Origin of the sequence: Qipengyuania nanhaisediminis, assembly GCF_900115585.1 — a bacterium.
GTDB classification, from domain to species: domain Bacteria; phylum Pseudomonadota; class Alphaproteobacteria; order Sphingomonadales; family Sphingomonadaceae; genus Qipengyuania; species Qipengyuania nanhaisediminis.
In genome coordinates this window covers 965,629-987,426 of record NZ_FOWZ01000001.1, presented here as the reverse complement: position 1 = coordinate 987,426, position 21,798 = coordinate 965,629, and the positions used below count along the sequence as shown (strand labels likewise).

General features: G+C 64.2%; 22 protein-coding genes and 1 tRNA gene. 16 read left to right on the top strand and 7 right to left on the bottom strand.

The features are described from left to right. Positions 1-10 precede the first annotated feature (10 nt). From crtY to BM173_RS04990, 6 genes are read left to right on the top strand one after another with little or no spacing between them, the layout of a single operon-like run. Positions 11-1,195, top strand: coding sequence for a lycopene beta-cyclase CrtY (crtY, locus tag BM173_RS05015; RefSeq protein ID WP_090477926.1), 1,185 nt, complete (start codon positions 11-13; stop codon positions 1,193-1,195). After that, on the top strand, positions 1,192-2,733 hold the full coding sequence (locus BM173_RS05010; protein WP_090477922.1) for a phytoene desaturase: 1,542 nt from the start codon (positions 1,192-1,194) through the stop codon (positions 2,731-2,733). The genes crtY and BM173_RS05010 overlap by 4 nt, the downstream gene beginning before the upstream one ends. Next, a complete protein-coding gene (locus tag BM173_RS05005; protein ID WP_090477919.1) occupies positions 2,730-3,311 on the top strand; it encodes an LOG family protein in 582 nt (193 codons plus the stop codon). The genes BM173_RS05010 and BM173_RS05005 overlap by 4 nt, the downstream gene beginning before the upstream one ends. 29 nt (positions 3,312-3,340) lie before the next feature. Next, entirely contained in the window at positions 3,341-4,327 is a 987-nt protein-coding gene (locus BM173_RS05000) for a phytoene/squalene synthase family protein (RefSeq protein ID WP_245755758.1), read from the top strand. A 52-nt stretch (positions 4,328-4,379) separates the two neighbouring features. Next, entirely contained in the window at positions 4,380-6,251 is a 1,872-nt protein-coding gene (locus BM173_RS04995; protein WP_090477912.1) for an acetyl/propionyl/methylcrotonyl-CoA carboxylase subunit alpha, read from the top strand. A 56-nt stretch (positions 6,252-6,307) separates the two neighbouring features. Beyond that, a complete protein-coding gene (locus tag BM173_RS04990; protein WP_090477909.1) occupies positions 6,308-7,858 on the top strand; it encodes an acyl-CoA carboxylase subunit beta in 1,551 nt (516 codons plus the stop codon). On the opposite strand, the gene BM173_RS04985 is transcribed toward BM173_RS04990, so the two are convergent. Further along, the gene (locus BM173_RS04985; RefSeq protein WP_090477905.1) at positions 7,855-9,120 is read right to left on the bottom strand and encodes a multidrug effflux MFS transporter; all 1,266 of its coding nucleotides are present in this window, start codon (positions 9,118-9,120) and stop codon (positions 7,855-7,857) included. The two genes, BM173_RS04990 and BM173_RS04985, sit on opposite strands and share 4 nt — an antisense overlap. Before the next feature lie 65 nt (positions 9,121-9,185). Between BM173_RS04985 and dinB the strand changes: the two genes are divergently transcribed. Beyond that, the gene (gene dinB / locus BM173_RS04980; protein WP_090477903.1) at positions 9,186-10,304 is read left to right on the top strand and encodes a DNA polymerase IV; all 1,119 of its coding nucleotides are present in this window, start codon (positions 9,186-9,188) and stop codon (positions 10,302-10,304) included. On the opposite strand, the gene BM173_RS04975 is transcribed toward dinB, so the two are convergent. The 5 genes from BM173_RS04975 to BM173_RS04955 form a co-directional block, all read right to left on the bottom strand. Continuing rightward, the gene (locus BM173_RS04975) at positions 10,301-10,771 is read right to left on the bottom strand and encodes an NUDIX domain-containing protein (protein WP_090477900.1); all 471 of its coding nucleotides are present in this window, start codon (positions 10,769-10,771) and stop codon (positions 10,301-10,303) included. The genes dinB and BM173_RS04975 overlap by 4 nt on opposite strands. Next, positions 10,759-11,379: a 6-phosphogluconolactonase gene (locus tag BM173_RS04970; protein WP_090477896.1), complete on the bottom strand. Its 621-nt coding sequence runs from the start codon at positions 11,377-11,379 to the stop codon at positions 10,759-10,761. Before BM173_RS04970 ends, BM173_RS04975 begins: the two co-directional genes overlap by 13 nt. A gap of 73 nt (positions 11,380-11,452) precedes the next feature. Then, entirely contained in the window at positions 11,453-11,914 is a 462-nt protein-coding gene (locus tag BM173_RS04965) for a Dps family protein (protein WP_090477893.1), read from the bottom strand. Positions 11,915-12,021: 107 nt separating this feature from the next. Further along, on the bottom strand, positions 12,022-12,576 hold the full coding sequence (locus BM173_RS04960; protein WP_090477891.1) for a hypothetical protein: 555 nt from the start codon (positions 12,574-12,576) through the stop codon (positions 12,022-12,024). Between the two features lie 11 nt (positions 12,577-12,587). Next, positions 12,588-13,907 carry an alkaline phosphatase PhoX gene (locus tag BM173_RS04955; protein WP_245755757.1) on the bottom strand — a complete coding sequence of 440 codons (1,320 nt, stop codon included), beginning with the start codon at positions 13,905-13,907 and terminating at the stop codon, positions 12,588-12,590. Positions 13,908-13,981: 74 nt separating this feature from the next. Here BM173_RS04955 and BM173_RS04950 point away from each other — a divergent pair, with 74 nt between their 5' ends. Further along, positions 13,982-14,776 (top strand): SDR family oxidoreductase, encoded by a 795-nt coding sequence (locus tag BM173_RS04950; RefSeq protein ID WP_090477887.1) that lies wholly within the window; start codon positions 13,982-13,984, stop codon positions 14,774-14,776. 6 nt (positions 14,777-14,782) lie between these two features. Here BM173_RS04950 and BM173_RS04945 read toward each other — a convergent pair. Then, positions 14,783-14,856 (bottom strand) — tRNA-Gly (locus BM173_RS04945). A gap of 113 nt (positions 14,857-14,969) precedes the next feature. Here BM173_RS04945 and BM173_RS04940 point away from each other — a divergent pair. The 8 genes from BM173_RS04940 to BM173_RS04905 all read left to right on the top strand — a co-directional run bounded on the left by BM173_RS04940 (position 14,970) and on the right by BM173_RS04905 (position 21,792). Then, positions 14,970-16,043, top strand: coding sequence for a PLP-dependent cysteine synthase family protein (locus tag BM173_RS04940; protein ID WP_090477884.1), 1,074 nt, complete (start codon positions 14,970-14,972; stop codon positions 16,041-16,043). Between the two features lie 27 nt (positions 16,044-16,070). After that, on the top strand, positions 16,071-17,285 hold the full coding sequence (locus tag BM173_RS04935) for a DUF819 family protein (protein WP_090477881.1): 1,215 nt from the start codon (positions 16,071-16,073) through the stop codon (positions 17,283-17,285). An 89-nt stretch (positions 17,286-17,374) separates the two neighbouring features. Beyond that, a complete protein-coding gene (locus BM173_RS04930) occupies positions 17,375-18,871 on the top strand; it encodes a CoA-acylating methylmalonate-semialdehyde dehydrogenase (protein WP_090477879.1) in 1,497 nt (498 codons plus the stop codon). A 33-nt stretch (positions 18,872-18,904) separates the two neighbouring features. Then, positions 18,905-19,423 carry a hypothetical protein gene (locus BM173_RS04925; RefSeq protein WP_143089570.1) on the top strand — a complete coding sequence of 173 codons (519 nt, stop codon included), beginning with the start codon at positions 18,905-18,907 and terminating at the stop codon, positions 19,421-19,423. Between the two features lie 4 nt (positions 19,424-19,427). Continuing rightward, positions 19,428-19,916 carry a hypothetical protein gene (locus tag BM173_RS04920; RefSeq protein WP_218152626.1) on the top strand — a complete coding sequence of 163 codons (489 nt, stop codon included), beginning with the start codon at positions 19,428-19,430 and terminating at the stop codon, positions 19,914-19,916. Between the two features lie 2 nt (positions 19,917-19,918). Then, on the top strand, positions 19,919-20,212 hold the full coding sequence (locus BM173_RS04915; protein WP_090477874.1) for an I78 family peptidase inhibitor: 294 nt from the start codon (positions 19,919-19,921) through the stop codon (positions 20,210-20,212). Continuing rightward, positions 20,209-20,598, top strand: coding sequence for a RidA family protein (locus BM173_RS04910; protein ID WP_090477872.1), 390 nt, complete (start codon positions 20,209-20,211; stop codon positions 20,596-20,598). The genes BM173_RS04915 and BM173_RS04910 overlap by 4 nt, the downstream gene beginning before the upstream one ends. A gap of 48 nt (positions 20,599-20,646) precedes the next feature. Next, positions 20,647-21,792 (top strand): acyl-CoA dehydrogenase family protein, encoded by a 1,146-nt coding sequence (locus BM173_RS04905; protein WP_090477869.1) that lies wholly within the window; start codon positions 20,647-20,649, stop codon positions 21,790-21,792. Positions 21,793-21,798: the final 6 nt, after the last annotated feature.

The window sequence follows — 21,798 nt, the reverse complement described above, 5'->3', positions numbered from 1 at the left end:
GGTGGTCCCCATGGGGCGCGAATACGATATTGCCATTGTCGGCGGCGGACTGGCCGGGGGCCTCACCGCGCTCTCCATCCATCGTGCGCATCCCGCCATGCGTATCGCACTCGTGGAAGCGGGCGAGAGTTTCGGCGGCAATCATCGCTGGAGCTGGTTCGAACACGATCTCGGCCCCGAGGCGACGGACCTGCTTTCCGGCTTCACGGCGACAAGCTGGACCGGTGGCAACGAAGTGCGGTTTCCGGCCCACACGCGCCAGCTGGCCGCCAATTACCGCTCCCTCGACAGCCGCGATTTCGATGCGCACCTGCGCCGCCAATTGCCGCAGGATGCGATCTTCACCGGGACGCGCGCGACCGGCCTCGCCGCGGACCGGGTGGAGGTCGGCGGCAGGCCCGATATCGAGGCCCGTGCCGTAATCGATTGCCGCGATGCCGTGCCGAGCGAGCATCTTGCCGGTGGCTGGCAGGTCTTCCTCGGCCAGCACCTTCGTACCCGGGAACCGCACGGGATCGAGCGTCCCGTCATCATGGATGCGACGGTCGACCAGCCCGGCGCCTACCGTTTCATCTACCTGCTCCCGCTCGGCGAGGACGAGATTTTCGTCGAGGACACCTATTACGCCGACAGTCCGGTTCTCGACCGGGAAATGCTGGCGCGGCGGATCGAAGAATATGCCACGTCCAAGGACTGGAGCGCTGAGGTGATCCACGAGGAAACCGGCGTCCTGCCCGTCATCACCGGCGGCGATTTTGCCGCTTATCGCGCTTCACTCCAGCAGCCCGGCGTGGCGCTGGCAGGCGCTCGCGGCGGGTTCGTCCATCCGCTCACCAGCTACACCATGCCGGTCGCCGCTGCGAACGCGCTGGCAATTGCCGGGGCGGCCCATTTGCCTGGCCCAGAACTCGCCGATTTCGTCGAGAAACGCGCGCATGACCACTGGCGCGCCACCCGTTTCTATCGCCTGCTTGGAAAAATGCTGTTCGATGCGGCCATTCCGGAGGAACGATACCGTGTGTTCGAGCGCTTCTATCGACTGCCGGAGCCTTTGATCGAGCGGTTCTATGCCGCACGCTCGACCCGCTTCGACAAGCTGCGCATCCTCTCGGGCAAACCGCCCGTTCCAATTTCCCGCGCGGTAACGGCCTTGCTTGGCAAGGGCGCGCCGCTCGTCCATGAGAACCATCGATGAACGCCGAGACGACACCTCCCGCCCCTTCCGACGCTACCGAGATACCGCACACGGGCCGCACCGCCTGCGTGATCGGTTCGGGTTTCGGCGGTCTTGCGCTCGCGATCCGCCTCCAGTCGGCAGGCATCGCAACCACGGTAATCGAGGCGCGCGACAAACCGGGTGGCCGCGCATACTACTGGGAAAAGGACGGCTTCACCTTCGACGCCGGCCCCACCGTCATCACCGATCCCGACTGCCTGCGCGAATTGTGGGCCTTGAGCGGTCACGACATGGCCGACGACATCGAGATCATGCCGGTCATGCCCTTCTACCGGCTCAACTGGCCCGACGGGACGAACTTCGACTATTCCAACGACGAAGAGCAATTGTTCGGCGAAATCGCGCAGCTCAATCCTGCGGACGTCGCCGGGTACCAACGCTTCCTCGAATATTCGGCAGGCGTCTACGAGGAAGGCTACGTCAAGCTGGGCCACAAGCCCTTCCTCGACTTCAAGTCGATGCTCAAGGCCGCGCCCGCGCTGGCCAAGAAGCAGGCGTGGCGCAGCGTCTATTCCATGGTGTCGAGCTATGTCGAAAACGAGAAACTGCGCGAGGCGCTGAGCTTCCACACCCTTCTCGTCGGCGGCAACCCGATGAAGACCAGCAGCATCTACGCCCTCATTCACAAGCTGGAAAAGGACGGCGGTGTCTGGTGGGCCAAGGGCGGCACCAACCGGCTGATTGCTGCCATGGTGAAACATTTCGAGCGGATCGGCGGCACCGTGCGCCTCCATGATCCCGTCGTCCAGGTGCACACGCTGGGCAACCGGGCCAGCGAGGTAGAAACCCATTCGGGCTGGAAGGAGCGCTTCGACGCGGTCGCCAGCAATGCCGACATCATGCACAGCTACAAGGACCTGCTGGGCGAAACGAAACGCGGCAAGAGCTACGCCAAGTCGCTGTCGCGAAAGAGCTTTTCGCCGGGCCTCTTCGTCGTCCATTTCGGCATCGAGGGCACCTGGCCGGGCATCCCGCATCACATGATCCTGTTCGGACCGCGCTATAAGGGTCTGCTGGAAGACATTTACGATCACGGCGTCCTGCCGCAGGATTTCTCGATCTACCTCCATCACCCCAGCGTGACCGATCCCGGCATGGCGCCCGAAGGCATGAGCACCTTTTACGCGCTCGTCCCCGTCGCCCACATGGGCAAGCTTTCGGTCGACTGGGAAGAGATGGGCCCGATCCTTGAAAAGCGCATCCTCGACGAGGTCGAGCGCCGCCTGATCCCGGACCTCCATGGCCGGATCAAGACCAAGTTCCACTACGCGCCGCGCGATTTCGCGATGGACCTAAACGCCCATATGGGCAGCGCCTTCAGCCTCGAACCTGTGCTGACGCAGAGCGCATGGTTCCGCGGGCACAATCGCGACGACGTGATCGATAATTTCTACCTCGTGGGCGCAGGCACGCACCCGGGCGCCGGCATCCCCGGCGTGGTCGGCAGCGCCAAGGCGACCGCGGGGCTCATGGTTGAGGATTTGCTCGAAAAATGAAGAGACTAGCGGTTTATTGCGGTTCCGCTTCGCCTGAAGATCCGCGCTACATCCAGCTTGCCTATGATGTCGGCGCCGGCTTGGCCGAACGCGGGATCGGCGTCGTCTATGGCGGCGGCAGGCTCGGCCTTATGGGCGCGACTGCGCGCGGCGCGCTCGAAGCGGGCGGCGAAGTGATCGGGATCATCCCCGACGCGCTGGCGAATTCCGAAGTCGCCAACCACGATTGCACCGAACTCCACACTGTTGGCGGGATGCATGAACGAAAGCAGCGCTTCACCGATCTCAGCGACGGGTTCATCACCATTCCCGGCGGCGTCGGCACCATGGACGAGCTGTGGGAAGCGATGAGCTGGGCGCAACTGGGCTATCATTCCAACCCGGTCGGCCTGCTCAACGCATTCGGCTTTTACGATGAACTCATCGCCTTCAACCGCAAGATGGCGGATGTCGGCTTCGTGCGGCCTACGCACCAGGGCATCCTCGTGCACGACACCTCGTTAAGCGGCCTGCTTCAGCAGATGGAAAGCTATTCGCCGCATACCCCGATCTTCAAGATGAAGGCGGAAGACCTCTGAGCGCGCAGCGCCCCCTTACCACGAGCAATTTGCGCGTCACTCCTGCGCGTGCAGGTGGCGGGCGCGAGCGTGCCGCTCTGGTCGCCAAGTCGTATGAGGCGATCGCGGAAGGTTCGCACAGCTTTGCCGCCGCGTCGAAACTGTTCGACCGCACGACGCGCGAGCGCTCATGGCTTCTCTACGCCTGGTGCCGCCGGTGCGACGACATCGCCGACAACCAGGACAAGGGCGGTCCGCTGGGCGACCAGGGCGATTTGAAAAGCGCAGAAGACCGCGTCCAGGCGATCCGCGTGCTGACCAAGCGCGCGCTCGACGAACAGCCCACGGCAGACTTCGCCTTCGATGCCTTCGGCCTGGTGGCCGACGAGTGCGGGCTCGACTGGGACATGGCGAACGACATGATCGGCGGCTTCGCGCTCGACGCGACCCGCTGGCAGCCGCGTACCGAGGCCGACATGATGCGATATTGCTATCACGTGGCCGGATCGGTCGGCATCATGATGGCGGTCATCATGGGCGTGCCCAAGGATGACGGGGAAACGCTCGACCGCGCCTGCGACCTCGGCCTTGCCTTCCAGATCGCCAATATCGCGCGCGACATTACCGAGGATGCTGAGGCCGGACGCTGCTACCTGCCCGCGACGTGGCTGGCCGAACTGGATTGGGAAGCGGGCGAACATGCCCTTCCCGAAAACCGCTTCAAGCTCGCCAGCCTGATGCCACGCCTCATCGCGCTGATGGAAAAGCACGAAGCGGCATCGAAGCTCGGCGCGAAGAAGCTGCGCTTCCGCCAGCGCTGGGCCGTGCTTGCGGCGGCCAACATCTACGGCGCGATCGGGCGCAAGGTGCTCAGCCGCGGCCAGCTGGCCTGGGACAAGCGCGTACGTGTCGGCGGGCTGGAGAAAAGCTGGCACGTGACGACCGCTTTTTTCGAAGCGCTGTGGAACCGGCCGAGCGGGCCACAGGAACCGATCATCTGGTCGCGGCACGATTTCAGGCCCGTCGCCGGTTGGTAGCTTGAAGCCAGGCGCTTGATGGATCTGGCCGCTACGGCTAGCGCGCATTCGTATGATTTCGAAACTCCTCATCGCCAATCGCGGCGAAATCGCCTGCCGCATCATCCGCACCGCGCGTGAAATGGGCATCGCCACCGTGGCGGTCTATTCCGACGCCGATGCAAAAGCGCTGCACGTGCGGCAAGCGGACGAGGCGGTGCATATCGGCCCTTCGCCCGCCGCCGAAAGCTATCTCGTCGGCGAAAAGATCATCGCTGCGGCAAAGCAGACCGGTGCCGAGGCAATCCATCCCGGTTACGGCTTCCTGTCGGAGAACGCAGGCTTTGCGCAGGCAGTCATCGACGCAGGACTGATCTGGGTCGGCCCCAAGCCCTCCAGCATCGACGCCATGGGCCTCAAGGATGCCGCCAAGAAGCTGATGCGCGAGGCAGGCGTGCCGGTCACGCCGGGCTATGAGGGCGAGGACCAGTCGGTAGAGCGTCTGAAGCAAGAGGCCGACGCCATCGGCTATCCCGTACTGATCAAGGCCGTCGCGGGCGGCGGCGGCAAGGGCATGCGCAAGGTCGACAGGGCCGAGGATTTCGAAGCGAGCCTCGAAAGCTGCCGGCGCGAGGCCAAGGCCAGCTTCTCCAACGACGAAGTGCTGCTGGAAAAGTGGATCACCTCGCCGCGCCATATCGAGGTGCAGGTCTTCGGCGACAGCCACGGCAATGTCGTCCACCTGTTCGAACGCGACTGCTCGCTCCAGCGTCGCCACCAGAAGGTAATCGAGGAAGCCCCCGCCCCCGGCATGGACGAGGCGACGCGTGAAGACATCTGCGCCGCCGCCGTGCGCGCTGCCAAGGCGGTCGATTACGAAGGCGCAGGCACGATCGAATTCATCGCCGATGCGAGCGAAGGCCTGCGCGCCGACCGCATCTTTTTCATGGAGATGAACACGCGCCTGCAGGTCGAACACCCGGTGACCGAAGAGATCACCGGTGTGGACCTGGTGGAGTGGCAGCTGCGCGTGGCAAGCGGCGAACCCATCCCGATGAAGCAGGACGATCTCTTCATCGACGGTCACTCGATCGAGGCGCGCCTCTATGCCGAAGACCCGGCAGGTGGCTTCCTGCCCTCGACCGGAAGGCTCGACCATTTCGATCTCGGTGCAGAAGGGCGGATCGAAACGGGCGTCGAAGAAGGTGATATGATCTCGCCGTACTACGATCCTATGGTCGCCAAGCTCGTCGTTTGGGGTGAGACGCGCGCCGAGGCCATCGACCAGCTCGCCGACATCGCCGAAAGCGTCGAAATCTGGCCGGTGAAAACCAATGCGGCATTCATAGCGAATTGCCTGCGCGACGAGGATTTCGAAGACGCGAACCTCGACACAGGCTTCATCGAAGCAAAGCTCGACACGCTGGTGTCGGCAGACGAGGCGGGTGACGATATCTGGCAGACCGCTGCCGACTTCATCGCGCTTGCCCAAACGGAAGAACATGAGGACCTGCCGATCGGCCTGCGCCTCAATGCGCCGGGCAAGCTCAATGCAACGCTCACGCACAAGGGCGAGACGCGTACGGTCAGCGCGGCTGCCTCGCATGTCGACAGCCTGGCAACAGGATTCGTCGACCCCGAGCGTGCAGTCGTCTTCGCCGACGGGCAGAGTTTCGTCTTCGAACGCCAGTCCCGCGGCTCGGGCGCCGCTGCGGCTGGCGACGGTGCCATTCTCGCCCCCATGCCGGGCAAGGTCATCGCGGTCGATGTGGCCGAGGGCGATGCGGTCACCGCTGGCCAGCGGCTGATGGTGCTCGAGGCGATGAAGATGGAACACGCGCTGACAGCGCCCTTCGACGGGACCGTGACCGAGCTTTCCGCCGCGACAGGCGGGCAGGTTCAGGTCGAGGCCGTGCTGGCGGTTGTCGAGCCGAAAGAAGAATAAGGCTTCCCTTTCGCTCCGACCCTTGCAAGCGTGTCCGATGAGGAGAGAGGGCACGCATGAGCTGGCAGGACGAACTCGACGAATTGCGCCGACGCGAGGCGCTCGCCGAACAAATGGGCGGCGAGGAGAAGGTTTCGCGCCAGCACGCGCGCGGCAAGATGGACGCCCGCGCACGGCTCGCTGCACTGGTCGATGACGGCAGTTTCCGCGAAATCGGCAAGATCGCGGGCAAGGCGAGCTATGACGAGAACGGCGACCTTGCCGGTATCCTCCCTGCCCCCTTCCTGTTCGGAAAAGCGCTGATCGAAGGCCGCCCTGTCGTGGCCACGGCAGACGATTTCACCATTCGCGGCGGTGCGGCCGATGCGGGCATTTCCCGCAAGATGGTGCAGGCCGAAAAGATGGCGCACGAGCTCAAGCTGCCCATCATCCGCATGATCGACGGCACGGGCGGCGGCGGCAGCGTCAAGACGCTCGAACAGATCGGCGCGACCTATATCCCCGCCGTGCCCGGCTGGTCGGACGTGGTGAAGAACCTCGATACCGTGCCTGTCGTCGCGCTCGCGCTCGGCCCCACCGCAGGGCTTGGCGCGGCGCGTGCGGTGGCGAGCCATTATTCGGTCATGGTGAAGGGCCTCAGCCAGATCTTCGCCGCCGGCCCCGCCGTGGTCGATGGCCTCGGCGATAGTTACAAGGGATCGACCGATCACAACCAGGCGAAAGAAGACCTCGGCGGCAGCGGCATCCATACCCGCAATGGCGTGATCGACGACGAGGTGGCAAGCGAGGCCGAGGCCTTCGCCCGCGCGCGCCATTTCCTCTCCTTCATGCCCGAACACGTCGGCCAGTTTGCGCGCCGATCCAATTGCACAGATCCGGTCCACCGCCGCGAGGAAGCGCTGCTTTCCCTGGTACCGCGCGAGGACAAACAAGTTTATTCCATGCGCCGCTGCATGGAGATGGTTTTCGACCAGGGCACCGTATTCGAAATCGGCCGCATGTGGGGCCGCGCCTGCATCACCGCCCTCGCCCGGCTCGACGGATGGCCGGTCGCGGTCCTTGCCAGCGATCCCTCCTATCTCGGCGGATCGTGGGAGGCGAAAACCTCCGAAAAGGTGGAACGCTTCGTGAAGCTGGCCGACCAGTTTCGCCTGCCGATCGTCCATCTCGTCGACAACCCCGGTTTCATGATCGGGCGCGAGGCGGAAATGGCGGGCACGATCCGTTACGGCGTGCAGGCAATGAACGCGATCTACAAGGCCAGCGTCCCGCTCGCCTCGGTCGTGCTGCGCCGCGCCTATGGCATTGCGGGCAGCGCGATGAGCAATGCGGAGACGTTTCAGTACCGCTTCTGCTGGCCGAGTGGCGACTGGGGCAGCCTGCCGATCGCGGGCGGGCTGGAAGTGGCCTACAAGTCGGAACTCGAGGCGGCGGAGGACCCGGAAGCGGAACTCGCCGCCATTCGCGAACGGCTCGACAAGGTCACATCGCCCTTCCGCAGCGCCGAACGCTTCAATGTCGAGGATATCATCGACCCGCGCGATACGCGGCCCCTGCTGTGTGAATTCGCCGATCTCGCCTGGCGACGCCTGCACGCCGAAGCCTAGGCGTCTTCGGGCATCTTTTCTCCGAACAGCTCCCCGCGCTCGGAGAACAACACGAAAGCAAGGCTCAGCACCGCCGTGACGAGCAGCGCTGCTGCAAGCGGGCGGGCCGTGCCGTCATAGGCATAGCCGACGAAGGCCCCCAGCAAGGCGCCGCTGGTCATGCGAAGGAAGCCCTGCGCCGAAGACGCAGCGCCGGCGATGTGGCGGAAGGGCTGCAAGGCGATGCTGCCGAAATTTGCGCCGATGAAGCCCAGCAGGCTCATGTTCGCCGCCATCAGCGGGACGAAGGTCCACAGCGTTTCGTCGGGCTGGTTGGCGAAATAGAGCTGCGCCGCCGCCACCGCGATAAAGGCGAACAGCGCCGCATGGCTGACCTTGCGCGCGCCGAAACGTTCGACGATGCGACTGTTCGACCAATTGGCCAGCGCCATGCAGCCTGCGCAGATTGCAAAGATCAGCGGGAAGCGGTCGCCCGCCCCGAAAGCCTCGCCGATCAACTGCTGCGAGGAATTGATGAAGCCGAACAACCCGCCGAAGACCAGCGCACTGCCGAGCGTGTAGCCGATGGTTTCGCGCAAGGTGACCGCGCTCTTCATGTTGCGCGCGATGGGCCCGATGCGGATTTCCTGCCGGTCTTCCTCGTGAAGCGTCTCCGGCAGGCGGAAATAGACCCAGGCGCTCATCACCACACCGGCCAGCGCCATGCTGGCAAAAATCCAGCGCCAGTCGCCCATCAGGACGAGCACGCCCTGCCCGATGCTGGGCGCGACAGCAGGTACCAGCAGGAAGATCACGAAGATCAGGCTCATCATGCGCGCCATCTTGTCGCCGCCAACCCGGTCGCGAATGATCGCAGGCGGCAGGGCGATGATGCCCGCTGCGAAGAAGCCCTGTGCCGCGCGCAACACCACCAGCATGTCGAATGTGCTGGCCAGCGCGCAGGCGATCGAAAGCGAGATATAGAGGAACAGGGCCACGAACAGCACGGGCCTGCGCCCGTAGCGATCGGCGAAGGCACCCGGCACCAGCGTGCCGATCCCTGCTGCGAGCAAATAGGCACCTACCACGAACTGCCGGTTGTTGCCCTGCGCGCCGAGATCGGTCGCCAGGGCGTCGAGCGCGGGGAGGATGGCATCGATACCGAAAGCGTTGAGCGCCATCAGCAGCGCCATCATCCAGATCAGCTCGCGCTCGCCAATGGGTCCGCGCTTGGCGGCCTCGGCAGTGGGGCGTTCGCCCGTCGCAAGTTGATCGTTTCGCATTTGCACAAAATGGCGGGTGCCGCACAAGGTTCCGCTTTGCAACCCGTATCGCTATCTGGAGTGACATGAGCGAAGCGCAGGACAGGGATGATGACGAGGAGGCCGATGGCCTGCGCAAGATCATCCACGTCGACATGGATGCCTTCTTCGCCAGCGTAGAACAGCGCGACAATCCGGACCTGCGCGGCAAGCCCGTGGCAGTCGGCGGGGCGAGTGGGCGCGGCGTCGTGGCCGCGGCCAGCTACGAAGCGCGCAAGTTCGGCGTGCGCAGCGCCATGCCCTCGGTCACGGCCAAGCGGCTGTGCCCCGATCTCATCTTCTGCAAGAGCCGCTTCGACGTCTACCGCGAGGTCTCGCAGCAGATCAGGGCGATTTTCCGCCACCACACCGAACTGGTCGAACCGCTCAGCCTCGACGAAGCCTATCTCGATGTGACCGAGGACCGGCTGGGCATTGGCAGCGCGACCCGCATCGCCGAACTGATCCGGCAGGAAATCCGCGCCAAGACAAAGCTGACCGCCAGCGCCGGGGTCAGTTACAACAAGTTCCTCGCCAAGCTCGCCAGCGACCAGAACAAGCCCGACGGACTGTGCGTCATTCGCCCGGGCCAGGGCGCGGATTTCGTCCAGTCCCTGCCCGTCAGGCGGTTCCACGGCGTCGGTCCAAAGGCGGAGGAGAAGATGACCCGTCTCGGCATCGCAACAGGTGCGGACCTCGCAGCCAAGGACCTCGAGTGGCTGCGCGCCCATTTCGGCAGCTTCGCCGATTATCTCTACCGCGCCGCGCGCGGCATCGACCTGCGCCCGGTGCGCGCCAGCCGCACCCGCAAGTCGGTCGGCGGCGAACGCACCTTCAGCCGCGACATATCCTCGGGATCGGAACTGCGCGAGACGCTGGAAAACATCATCGACATCGTCTGGGAAAGGATCGAGCGCGCCGAGGCAAGCGGGCGCACGGTCACCCTCAAGCTGAAATACACCGACTTCCAGATCTTCAGCCGGGCCAAGTCAGTGCCCCGCCCGATCACCGACAAGGAGGAATTCGCGAGCGTGTCCCGGATCCTGCTCGAAGAGGTTCTTCCGCTCCCCATGCCGATCAGGCTGATGGGGCTAACCCTTTCGAAGCTCGAAAAGGACGAAGAGGAAGAACCGCGGCGGCCCGACGCGCAGCTGAGCCTGCTCTAGGCGGCGTTGGCGCGCCACAAGGCCAGCCGCTCGCGCGTGCGCGGGCTCAGCGGCTCGGGCAGCGAGTGGGTGGGAAAGAACCGCGCTTCCACGATTTCGCGGCCATCGGGTCTGGGCAGGTCGTCGATCACCGCAGCAAAGATATGCGCCGTATGCGCGGCGCCCGACAATTCCTCTTCGATGGTGCCGATTGGCCTGATCGCGGTCGCTTCGCAGCCGACCTCCTCGCGCATCTCGCGCCGCGCCGCCTGTTCCGCCGTTTCACCGCGATCGATGCCGCCGCCGATAAAGAACCAGCCTTCGGGGCCGTAGCTGTGGCGCACGAGTAGCAATTGCCCGTCGAGGTCACGCACGATTACGCTCACCCCGTCACGGGTCGTACCGGTGGATTTGCGCAGGCGCGCGCGCAAGCGGTAAGCGATGCGAAGGGCGAGCCGGTGCAGCGGCGCCGGGATCAGGTGAAGCATGTGACGGGCTGGCTCGCACCTTTGAGCAGCCGTGCGACAGGCAGGTCGCTCTGGCCGGACACGGCATCGTCGAAAACCGTGCGCTTGTCCGAACCACGGATCACGAAGGCGATCTGGGCGGAATCGAGCAATGACGGCAGCGTGAGGCTTATCCGGTCGAACGGCGCTTCCGGCGGCAGGGGATCAGGCGTCAGGCGGATGATCCGCCGCTCTTCATCGATTTGCGGATCGGTGTTGGGAAACAGCGAAGCGATGTGACCGTCCGCACCCATGCCGAGCCAGGCGAGGTCGAAATGCGGCACCGCCTCCATGATCGTCAGCGTCACCACTTCCGCACCGGCCGGTTCGAAGAGCGCCCTGAGTTTGCCCGTGTTCGACGCTTCGTGATCTTCGGGAACGATGCGATCGTCATTCGGCCACACGACCAGCCGCGAGAAATCGAGGTCGTGTTCGAGCAGCTTCTCTATAATCGGGAACGGCGTCGAACCGCCGGGGACGGTGATCGTGACCGGACCTTCCCCTGCATCCATTGCCTCGGAAAGTCGTGCGGCGAGCCAGTCGGCGATTGCTTCGTCGCTAGCCCGTTCGATGATCGTTACGTCTGCCATGGCTCACACATACAACAAACCCGCCCGCACCCAAGGTGCGAACGGGCTGTGAATTGGTATTTTTCTGCGAAGCTTACTTGCTGGTCTGGTTGAGGAACCAGATGCGCTCTTCGCACTGGTCGATCCAGTCGTCGACGATGCCGCTGGTCGCGTTATCGCCAACGGTTTCGGCTTCTTCCTTCACCTTGCCGAGGCGATCATGCAGCTTGCGGTTGTCGTCGCGCAGCTCCTTCACCATCGCGTCTGCGGTGATCGTGACGTCGTCCTGGTCGGCGATCTTGGTCTCGCTGGCGACCGAGCCGATCGAGGTCAGCGTGTATTCGTCGTTCTTGCGCACGCGCTCACCCAGGTCGTCGACAGTGGCGATCAGCTGGGCGGCCTGCTCGTCGAACAGGACGTGGAGGTCGCGAAAGCGCGGGCCCGCGACATGCCAATGGAAGTTCTTGGTCTTCATATAGAGCGCCAGCGTGTCGGCCAGTGCGCCGTTGAGCGCGGTAACGAGACCGGCTTTCGAATTGTTGCCGAGTTCGGCCATGGAAAATCCCCTTCTTGGATTATGAACTGTACACTCGACCAACGGGAGGACGGACAAAGGGTTTCATGGTCTTTGGCTGTTGCAGAGATCGGAATAAACGATCCTTATCACGCAAGACGAACGGAAAATCCGATTATTATCGCGCCGATGAAGATGATGGCCGCCAAACCCAGTCGAACCGCGCGATGGGGCAGCAAGCGCAGCCTTTCGCCAAGCACATAGCCGGTCGCAATCGCCGCCGCTCCACCCAAAGCGCCGCCGAGCGCTGCCATCTGCGGGAAGGCGAGCGCCGCACCAATCGCGAAGACCACAAAGCGCGCGGCATCGGTGAGCTGGCGTAATGCCAGAGCGACCCCGATGGCGAAGAGCGAACGGGTCGGTTCCGCAGGCGGCTTGCCGCGATTGGGCCACGCGAGTTCGACCGCCGCGAGCAACAGCGCCAGCGCGACGAACATCTGCGCTGTATTGACCGACAGCAAGGCGGCGAACCTGCCGCCGGCCCAGCCGGCCAGTGCCCCAGTTGCCGCCGCCACAGCCACTACCGTCGCAATAAGGCCGGGCGACGGGCCCAGCCGGGCGCGCAGATCCGCGATCAGCAGCTGGTCGCGCGCGCCGATCGAAAGCGCGAAAGCCGCGACAAGGGCGAACAGCAGCGCGCTCATTTAAAGCGGCGTCACACCTTCCACGGACCGGTAATCGCGATCGTGCGCGTCGGCGCATAGGCATTGACGAAGAACCATTTCCCGTCGGGCGAGAAGCACCCGCCTGCCAGTTCGGTCTGCATGCGCAGGCGGCCGAAGGCATAGGGCTCGCCAGCGGGCGTGATGCCGATGAGCCGGTTGTCGACGATCGGCGTGTACTGGTCCTCGCACACGATCAGGTGACCGTTCGGGCCGACCGTGAGGTTATCGCCGTAATTGAACTGCGCCGCATTTTCGCTTTCGAAGAAAAGCTCGAAGCGGTCGGGACCGGCACCGCGTCCGGGCACCAGCTTGAACACCTGGCCATATTTTGCCGCCCCACCGCTGGTCGAGCACACGTAAAGCTCGTCCGGGCCCATGTGGATACCTTCGCCGCGTGCGATGATCGATGCCCCCTGCGCCGCCGCGCGTTCACGCAAATCGTCTTCGGGAGCCTCAACATCGTCCAGTGCGATCCAGCGCACCGGATAGCTTTTCCCGACCGGCATCAGGGGCGCATCGTGGTTGCGGGTGTCGGGCATGGCGTCGATCACCATCGCCTCCAGCCTGCCGCCTTCGGCCAGTTTGCCGCAGACCTTGGGGATGAAGCGGTAGAGCACGGAATCGTCGCGGTCTTCGGTCAGGTAGACGATGCCGGTTTCCGGGTCGACGCAGGCGGCCTCGTGGTTGAACCTGCCCATTGCTTTCAGCGGCACGGGGTCGACCTGCCCTTCGGCATCGGCCGGGATTTCGAAAACCCAGCCATGGTCGCGTCCCAGCTTCTCCGGCCCGATATCGTCCGCTTTGGTGACATGTTCCTCGCAGGTCAGCCAGCTGCCCCACGGGGTCACCCCGCCTGAGCAATTGCGGATGGTCCCGGCCAGCGAGCGATATTCGCGCTTCTTTTCCAGCGTTGCCGCATCGAGCACCAGCGTGGTCGTACCACCCGGCAGCACCGCACCCCCCGCTATCCGGTCGTACCCGTCGGCGATCGCCCCGCCGGGCTCGTCGGCTTGCTTGAGTTCATGATTGCGCACCAGCGCGATCTCTCCGCCGGGCAGCGGCAGGCAGCCCATCCCGTCGGCCTTGTTCGGCACCGTCCCACCATCGCTCATCGCATCGCCAAGGCTGGACAGCAGGCGGTAGGAGAAACCTTCGGGCAGGTCGAGCAAGCCATTCGGATCATGGACCAGCGGGCCGTATCCCGCATCCGTCAAATCCGCCCCGCGCGTCATGCACCCGCTCAGCGTCAGGGCACCGAAGGCGGTTGCGGTCGTGGACAGGAACTGGCGGCGCTGCATCTGGGTGGTCATTCTTCTCTCCATTGGCCCGGAGGCCTCGCCATGCGATAGCAGCGTGAAAACCAAATGACAGCAGGGAGGTAGGCATGGAACTGAAAGCGGGAATGGCAGCAGTCGTCACGGGCGGCGCGTCGGGTCTCGGCAAGGCGAGCGCGAGCGCGCTGGCCGAGGCCGGGCTCAAGGTGACGATCTTCGACGTGAACGAGGAAGCGGGCGAAGCGCACGCGAGCGAAATCGGCGGGCATTTCACGCGGGTCGACATCACCGATGAACAATCGGTGGTCGACGGGTTCGCGTCCGCCCGTGCGGCCCACGGACAGGAGCGTGTCACGGTCCATTGCGCCATGACCAGCCGTCGGGGCAAGACGCTGGGCTGGGACAAGGAAAGTGGCGGCTACAAGCGCCTTTCCACCGAGGACTATGCATTCGGCGCGGAGGGCATTCTCGTCTCATCCTACCGCATCGCCAGCCATTCCGCTCTCGGCATGGCCAATAGCGAGCCGCTCAACGAAGACGGAGAGCGCGGCGCCATCACCCTGACCGCAAGTGTCGCCGCACAGGACGGGCAGATCGGCCAGGTGATTTACGGCAGCTGCAAGGCGGGCGTGAACGGGCTGGTGCTGCCGATGGCCCGCGACCTGATGGACCTCGGAATTCGCGTAAACTCGGTCATGCCGGGCATTTTCGCGACCCCGCTGATGCTGGGGATGAAGGATCGCAACCCGCAGATGTGGGACCAGCTCAACGCCAGCGTCCCCTTCCCCAAACGGCTCGGCCATCCGGAGGAATTCGCCTCTCTGGTCGTCGAGATCGCCCGCAACAGCTACATCAACGGCCACCAGTTCCGCTTGGACGGCGCGATCCGCATGCCGCCGAAATAAATTCGCTGGAGCGGGTGAAGGGAATCGAACCCTCGTCGTCAGCTTGGGAAGCTGCTGCTCTACCATTGAGCTACACCCGCCTGGTGGAGCGGCGCTTGCCATGGGCTGCGGCTTGCGGTCAATCGATTCGGTGAGCGGCGGAAAACCCGGGGCGGCGGCTTCACCTTCGCGGCCAAGACTATAGAAGGGCCGGATGACGACGAGGCGCGAATGGGTGAACTGGGCGATCGGGCGGATCGAGGCCGATTTCAATCGGTCCGCGGACACGCATCTCATCCCCCTGCCCGTCCCCGCACTTCCCGACATCGCCATCTATCTCAAGGACGAATCCAGCCACCCTACCGGCAGCCTGAAGCACCGGCTCGCACGCTCGCTGTTCCTGTACGGCCTGTGCAATGGCTGGATCTGCGAGGGCACGGCCATCGTCGAGGCATCGAGCGGGTCGACCGCTGTGTCCGAAGCCTATTTCGCGCGAATGCTGGGCCTCCCCTTCATCGCCGTCGTGCCCAAGACGACGGCGCAGGCGAAAATCGATGCCATCGCCTTCTACGGCGGCAAATGCCACTTCGTCGATAATCCCGGCGAGATGTATGACGCGGCGCAGGCGCTCGCCGATGATCTGAAGGGCCATTACATCGACCAGTTCACCTTCGCCGAGCGGGCGACGGACTGGCGCAGCAACAACAACATCGCGGAATCGATCTTCGCCCAGATGCAGCGCGAGCCGCATCCGGTGCCGCGCTGGATCGTATGCGGAGCGGGGACCGGCGGGACGTCCGCCACCATTGGCCGCTTCGCCCGCTACAATCGCCACGACACCAAGGTCTGCGTCGCCGATCCCGAAGGCTCGGTCTTCCACCGCCATTGGGCCGACCGGTCGGTCGAACGCGTCGACCACCCCTCGGGCTGCATCGAAGGGATCGGGCGCCAGCGGGTGGAGCCCAGCTTCCTGCCGGACGTGGTCGATGCCATGGAAGCCGTGCCCGACGCCTGCTCCATCGCCGCCGCGCACGAGGTGAGCGAACGGCTCGGGCGGCCCTGCGGCGGATCGACCGGCACCAATGTCTGGGCCTGCGCCAAGATTGCCGCCGACATGGCGGAGCGCGGCCTCAAGGGTTCGATCGTCTCGATCCTGTGCGATGACGGCGCGCGCTATGCAGACACGATTTTCGACGATGATTGGCTGGCGGACAAAGGCTTCGACATCCTCCCCCAGCGCAAGAAGATCGCCCATTTCTTCGAAACCGGCACTTTCGCTGCCGGCTGATACAGCCCCTTCCGGGAGAGATTTCACGTGATTACCGACGACCGCATCATCCTTGGCCTCCTGGGCCTGGTGCTCGCCTTCGTATTCGTAACGCGCGATCGGCCCGGATGGCAGAAGTTCTATACCTTCGTGCCGATCATCCTCGTCTGTTACCTCGTGCCCTCGCTGATGGTCACATTCGGGCTCATTGATGTGAGCGAGAGCAACCTCTGGACTGTAGCGAAGGACTTTTTCCTGCCCGCTGCGCTGTTCCTGATGACGCTCAGCATCGATCTGAAGGGTATCCTTGGCCTTGGCAGCAAGGCGATCATCATGTTCCTGACCGCGACTCTGGGCATCGTGATCGGCGGCCCCCTCGCGCTCTATATCGTCGCGCAATTCGATCCGTCGATCATCGGCACCGGACAGGACGCGGCATGGCGCGGCCTTGCCACTCTCGCGGGCAGCTGGATCGGCGGCGGGGCCAACCAGACCGCGATGCTGGAAGTCTATGGCTATAATATCGAGAAATACTCCGCGCTCATCGCGGTCGACATCATCGTCGCGAATATCTGGATGATCTTCCTGCTCTACGGTGCAGGCGCAAGCGAGAAGGTCGACGGTTGGCTTGGCGCGGACAGCAGCGCCATAGACCGGCTGCGCGACAAGATGGCCGATTACACCAGCTCGGTAGAGCGCGTGGCGACAGCAAACGATTACGTCCTGCTGTTCGGAGCAACCCTGGCTGTGGTCGGCCTGTGCCACCTTGCAGGCACCATGCTGGGCGGGTTCTTCGCCGAATGGCAGGGCGAGGAGGCAACGCTGGCGAGCAGTTTCTTCTGGGTCGTCGTGGTGGCGACCACGCTCGGCCTTGCCGCCAGCTTCACCCGCGCGCGCAATTTGGAAGGCGTCGGCGCGAGCAAGTTCGGCACGCTCTTCATCTTCCTGCTGGTGGCGATCATCGGCACCAAGATGGACGTCACGCAGTTGGGCGATGCGCCCGGCTTTATGGCCGTGGGCCTGATCTGGATGCTCTTCCACGTCATCCTGCTGCTAGTCGTGGCAAAGCTGATCAGGGCGCCGTTCTTCTTCGTTGCGGTAGGCAGCAAGGCGAATGTGGGCGGTGCCGCTTCGGCGCCCGTCGTGGCGGCCGCGTTCCATCCGGCACTGGCCCCGGTCGGTGTGCTGCTTGCAGTGCTCGGCTATGCGCTTGGCACCTATGGCGCGATCCTGTGCGCACAGATGATGGCGGCGGTCGGATAGTCCCGAAAGGCAAAGGTTTCATCTGAAACCGGTTGATTTCGGAGCATCCGCTTGCCACAGCCGTTGGCAAGAAAAGAGAGGATTCCCCCATGCGTCAGGTTGACCATTTCATCGCCGGTGGAGCCACCGGTTCCGCCACCCGCAAGCACCAGATCTGGAACCCGTCCACGGGCGAAGTCCAGGCCGAAGTGGCCCTGGGCGATGCAGCCCTGCTGCAGAAGGCCGTGGACGAAGCCAAGAAGGTCCAGCCCGAATGGGCGGCGACCAATCCGCAGCGCCGCGCGCGCGTGATGTTCGAGTTCAAGCGTCTTGTCGAAGCGAACAAGCAGGAATTGGCCGAGCTGCTTTCCAGCGAACACGGCAAGGTCGTCGAGGATGCACATGGCGACGTGCAGCGCGGCCTCGAAGTCATCGAGTTCGCTTGCGGCATCCCGCAGGCACTAAAGGGCGAATACACGCAGGGCGCAGGCCCCGGCATCGATGTCTATTCGATGCGCCAGCCGCTCGGCATCGGTGCGGGCATCACCCCGTTCAACTTCCCAGCCATGATCCCGATGTGGATGTTCGGCATGGCGATCGCTGCCGGCAACGCCTTCATCCTGAAGCCCTCCGAGCGCGATCCGAGCGTGCCGGTGCGCCTCGCCGAACTGTTCGTGGAAGCTGGCGCGCCCGAGGGCCTGTTGCAGGTCGTCCACGGCGATAAGGAAATGGTCGACGCGATCCTCGACCACCCCGACATTCCGGCAATCAGCTTCGTCGGCTCCTCCGATATCGCGCAGTATATCTATTCGCGCGGCACGGCGAATGCGAAGCGCGTGCAGGCGTTCGGCGGCGCGAAGAACCACGGCATCGTCATGCCTGATGCCGATCTCGACCAGGTGGTGAACGATCTCGCCGGGGCCGCCTTCGGCTCGGCAGGCGAACGCTGCATGGCTCTGCCCGTAGTCGTCCCCGTGGGCGAAGACACAGCGGATCGCCTACGCGAAAAGCTGATCCCCGCTATCAACGCCCTGCGCGTCGGCGTCTCCAACGATCCCGAGGCGCATTACGGCCCAGTCGTCACGCCGGAGCACAAAGCACGCGTCGAAGGGTGGATCGACACGGCCGAAAAGGAAGGCGCCGAAGTCGTCATCGACGGCCGCGGCTTCAGCCTGCAGGGTCACGAGGACGGCTTCTTCGTCGGCCCGACGCTGCTCGACCGCGTCACGCCCGACATGGAAAGCTACAAGGAAGAGATCTTCGGCCCCGTCCTCCAGATCGTGCGCGCCAGGGATTTCGAGGACGCGGTACGCCTGCCGAGCGAGCACCAGTACGGCAACGGCGTCGCCATCTTCACCCGCAACGGCCACGCCGCGCGCGAATTCGCCAGCCGCGTGAACGTCGGCATGGTCGGCATCAACGTGCCTATCCCGGTGCCGGTCAGCTACCACAGCTTCGGCGGCTGGAAGCGCTCGGGCTTCGGCGACATCGACCAGTACGGCATGGAAGGCCTGAAATTCTGGACCAAGGCGAAGAAGGTCACCCAGCGCTGGCCCGACGGCGGCGGTGACGGCTCCAACGCCTTCGTTATCCCGACGATGGGATAAGGAAAGCGGGCGATGCGTTGGGGAGGAATGACAATGATTTCACCCCGACGCCTCGCCCTCCTTCTTTGCCCTCTGTCGCTCGCAGCTTGCGGGAGCGCAGACGACGAGCCTTCGCAGCCCATCACTAGTCCTTCCGAGGCAGTGGAAACGCAATCGGCCCCTTCACCACAGGCCGCCGAAGCCGAACCTCAACCAACGAGCTTCGCCAAGACAATGCCGCAGGAAATGCACGGCATCTGGCACAAGGACATCCTCGGGCGCGCGCCCGATGCGGAAGAATGCGATCCGCGCCTGCGCGGAACAGTCGACTGGGATCGCCTCATCACGGTGCGCGACACCGGCTACGTCTATTTCGAAATGAGTGGCCGGATCATGGAAGTGCATAATCGCACCGACACCATGATCGATGCCACTTTCGACACCACCTATGCCGACACCCCGACGAGCGAGCGGCGAGATTTCGCGCTGCAGAGTGACGGGACGCTCGCTATCAATCTCGATGACGGCGACGGGACGATGCAGGTCGTCCAGTACCGTCGTTGCCCGGAGTAAACCTATGCGTATCACCTCCAGCATTGCCGCCCTCGCCTCTCTCGTTCTCGTCTCAGCCTGCACAGAGCCGGTCGAAGACGGGCCGGAGCCGGAAGAGACCATGATGCCGGTCGAGCCCGATGGCGGCATCGGTGACGGGGCCACTCCGTTGCCTGAACTTCTCGGCACGGCCATACCGGAGGCTCTGCATGGGCGCTGGGGACTCGTTCCGGCCGACTGCACCTCGACCCGGGGCGATGCCAAGGGCCTCATCACCATCGACGCAGAGCGGATCGAATTCTACGAATCGCGCGCCGTCGTGGACGAGATCGAGGAGCAGGACACCGGCATGATCCGCGCCCGCTTCGCCTTTACCGGCGAAGGCCAGGAATGGACCCGCGATATCGAGTGGCGCCTGTCGGAAGGCGGCGCGACGCTCACGCGCTCAGAATCTGGCGAAGATGCGCTCGAGGAACCTCTCAGCTATACGAAGTGCGAAACCGAAGGAGAGTGACGATGAAAGCTGTTCTTGCGATTTGTGCCGCCCTGCCGCTGGCAGCCTGCGCCACCGCCTATGAGGGGGCTGATGCTCCCGCCGCAAGCGCCGGCACCTGCGATGCTGCACCCGTGCAGTATCATGTCGGGCACGAGGCGACTTCGGACATGGGCGCGGCAATCCTTGCAGAAAGCGGCGCGCGGACCCTGCGCTGGGGCCCGCCGGAATCCGCCTGGACGATGGATTACCGCGAAGACCGGGTGAACGTGCGCTATGATCGCGACATGAAGATCACCGCGGTCACCTGCGGATGAGCCAGCGGCAGCGGGCATCCTCGGGTTCGCCGTTCGAGGAGCAATTCGGCTTCTGCCGCGCGGTAAGGGACGGCGATCGCATCGTGGTCGCAGGCACCGGTCCGATCGAGGATGACGGGTCGAGCACCCAAGGCGATGCCGCCGCACAGGCCGCGCGCTGCTTTACACTGATCGTCCGGGCAATCGAGCAACTCGGCGGCTCGGCTGCGGATGTCGTGCGCACCCGCATGTTCCTCACCGATTTCGACGATCAGGCCGCCGTCGGCGAAGTCCACGCGCGCTTTTTCGGCGATGCCAAACCGGCCGCAACGATGGTCGGCTGCGCATGGCTTTGCCGCAAGGAATGGAAAGTCGAAATCGAGGCGGAAGCAATCGTTAGAGGCTGAGGCCGCCCACCCCTTCCCTTGCCCCCGCGAGAGGTTTAGAGCGCCCCCATGACAGGACAATTCCAGCTTACCGAAGAGCAGCTCGCGATCCAGGAAATGGCGCAGCGCTTCACCGCCGACAACATCACGCCCTTCGCCGGCGAATGGGACGAAAAGAGCCACTTCCCGCGCGATGTGATCAAGAGCACTGCCGAACTCGGCTTCGGCGCGATCTACGTCTCCGAAGAGAGCGGCGGCATCGGCCTCGGACGCCTCGAAGCCGCGCTGATCATGGAAGCCATGGCCTATGGCTGCCCGACCACCAGCGCCTTCATCTCGATCCACAATATGGCGAGCTGGATGATCGACCAGTTCGGGTCGCAGGACGTGAAGGACCGCTACCTTCCCGACCTCGTCAGCATGGAAAAGATCGCCAGCTACTGCCTGACCGAACCGGGCAGTGGCTCCGACGCGGCGGGCCTGAAGACGAGCGCCGTGCTGGATGGCGACCATTACGTTTTGAACGGCACCAAGCAGTTCATCTCGGGCGGCGGCGTCAACGACGTCTACGTCACCATGGTGCGCACCTCCGACCATAAGACCAAGGGCATTACCTGCCTGGTGATCGACAAGGACACGCCCGGCGTATCCTTCGGCAAGCCGGAAAAGAAGCTCGGCTGGAATGCCTCGCCCACCGCGCAGGTCATCTTCGAAGATGCGCGCATACCCGTGGCCAACCGCGTGGGCGACGAAGGCGAAGGCTTCCGTTTCGCGATGATGGGCCTCGACGGCGGACGCCTCAACATCGGGGCCTGCTCGCTCGGCGGTGCGCAGCGCTGCCTCGACGAGGCCGTGGCCTACACCAAGGACCGCAAGCAGTTCGAGACGCCGATTGCCGACTTCCAGAACACGCAGTTCATGCTGGCCGACATGGCGACCGACCTCGAGGCCTCGCGCGCGCTGCTCTATCTCGCGGCCGCCAAGGTGACCGACAACGCGCCCGATAAGTCGCGCTTTTCCGCCATGGCCAAGCGCCTTGCGACCGACAATGGCAGCAAGATCGTCAACGACGCGCTGCAGCTGTTCGGCGGCTATGGCTATTTGAAGGAATACCCGATCGAGCGGTTCTGGCGCGACCTGCGCGTCCACTCGATCCTCGAAGGCACGAACCAGATCATGCGCATGATCGTGGGCCGTGACCTCCTGCGCCAGTGAGCACCG

Coding starts and splice junctions, on each gene's coding strand:
- crtY (WP_090477926.1), top strand. CDS start 11: ATGGGGCGCGAATACGATATTGCCATTGTCGGCGGCGGACTGGCCGGG.
- BM173_RS05010 (WP_090477922.1), top strand. CDS start 1,192: ATGAACGCCGAGACGACACCTCCCGCCCCTTCCGACGCTACCGAGATA.
- BM173_RS05005 (WP_090477919.1), top strand. CDS start 2,730: ATGAAGAGACTAGCGGTTTATTGCGGTTCCGCTTCGCCTGAAGATCCG.
- BM173_RS04995 (WP_090477912.1), top strand. CDS start 4,380: ATGATTTCGAAACTCCTCATCGCCAATCGCGGCGAAATCGCCTGCCGC.
- BM173_RS04990 (WP_090477909.1), top strand. CDS start 6,308: ATGAGCTGGCAGGACGAACTCGACGAATTGCGCCGACGCGAGGCGCTC.
- BM173_RS04985 (WP_090477905.1), bottom strand. CDS start 9,120: ATGCGAAACGATCAACTTGCGACGGGCGAACGCCCCACTGCCGAGGCC.
- dinB (WP_090477903.1), top strand. CDS start 9,186: ATGAGCGAAGCGCAGGACAGGGATGATGACGAGGAGGCCGATGGCCTG.
- BM173_RS04975 (WP_090477900.1), bottom strand. CDS start 10,771: ATGCTTCACCTGATCCCGGCGCCGCTGCACCGGCTCGCCCTTCGCATC.
- BM173_RS04970 (WP_090477896.1), bottom strand. CDS start 11,379: ATGGCAGACGTAACGATCATCGAACGGGCTAGCGACGAAGCAATCGCC.
- BM173_RS04965 (WP_090477893.1), bottom strand. CDS start 11,914: ATGGCCGAACTCGGCAACAATTCGAAAGCCGGTCTCGTTACCGCGCTC.
- BM173_RS04960 (WP_090477891.1), bottom strand. CDS start 12,576: ATGAGCGCGCTGCTGTTCGCCCTTGTCGCGGCTTTCGCGCTTTCGATC.
- BM173_RS04955 (WP_245755757.1), bottom strand. CDS start 13,907: ATGACCACCCAGATGCAGCGCCGCCAGTTCCTGTCCACGACCGCAACC.
- BM173_RS04950 (WP_090477887.1), top strand. CDS start 13,982: ATGGAACTGAAAGCGGGAATGGCAGCAGTCGTCACGGGCGGCGCGTCG.
- BM173_RS04940 (WP_090477884.1), top strand. CDS start 14,970: ATGACGACGAGGCGCGAATGGGTGAACTGGGCGATCGGGCGGATCGAG.
- BM173_RS04930 (WP_090477879.1), top strand. CDS start 17,375: ATGCGTCAGGTTGACCATTTCATCGCCGGTGGAGCCACCGGTTCCGCC.
- BM173_RS04925 (WP_143089570.1), top strand. CDS start 18,905: ATGATTTCACCCCGACGCCTCGCCCTCCTTCTTTGCCCTCTGTCGCTC.
- BM173_RS04920 (WP_218152626.1), top strand. CDS start 19,428: ATGCGTATCACCTCCAGCATTGCCGCCCTCGCCTCTCTCGTTCTCGTC.
- BM173_RS04915 (WP_090477874.1), top strand. CDS start 19,919: ATGAAAGCTGTTCTTGCGATTTGTGCCGCCCTGCCGCTGGCAGCCTGC.
- BM173_RS04910 (WP_090477872.1), top strand. CDS start 20,209: ATGAGCCAGCGGCAGCGGGCATCCTCGGGTTCGCCGTTCGAGGAGCAA.
- BM173_RS04905 (WP_090477869.1), top strand. CDS start 20,647: ATGACAGGACAATTCCAGCTTACCGAAGAGCAGCTCGCGATCCAGGAA.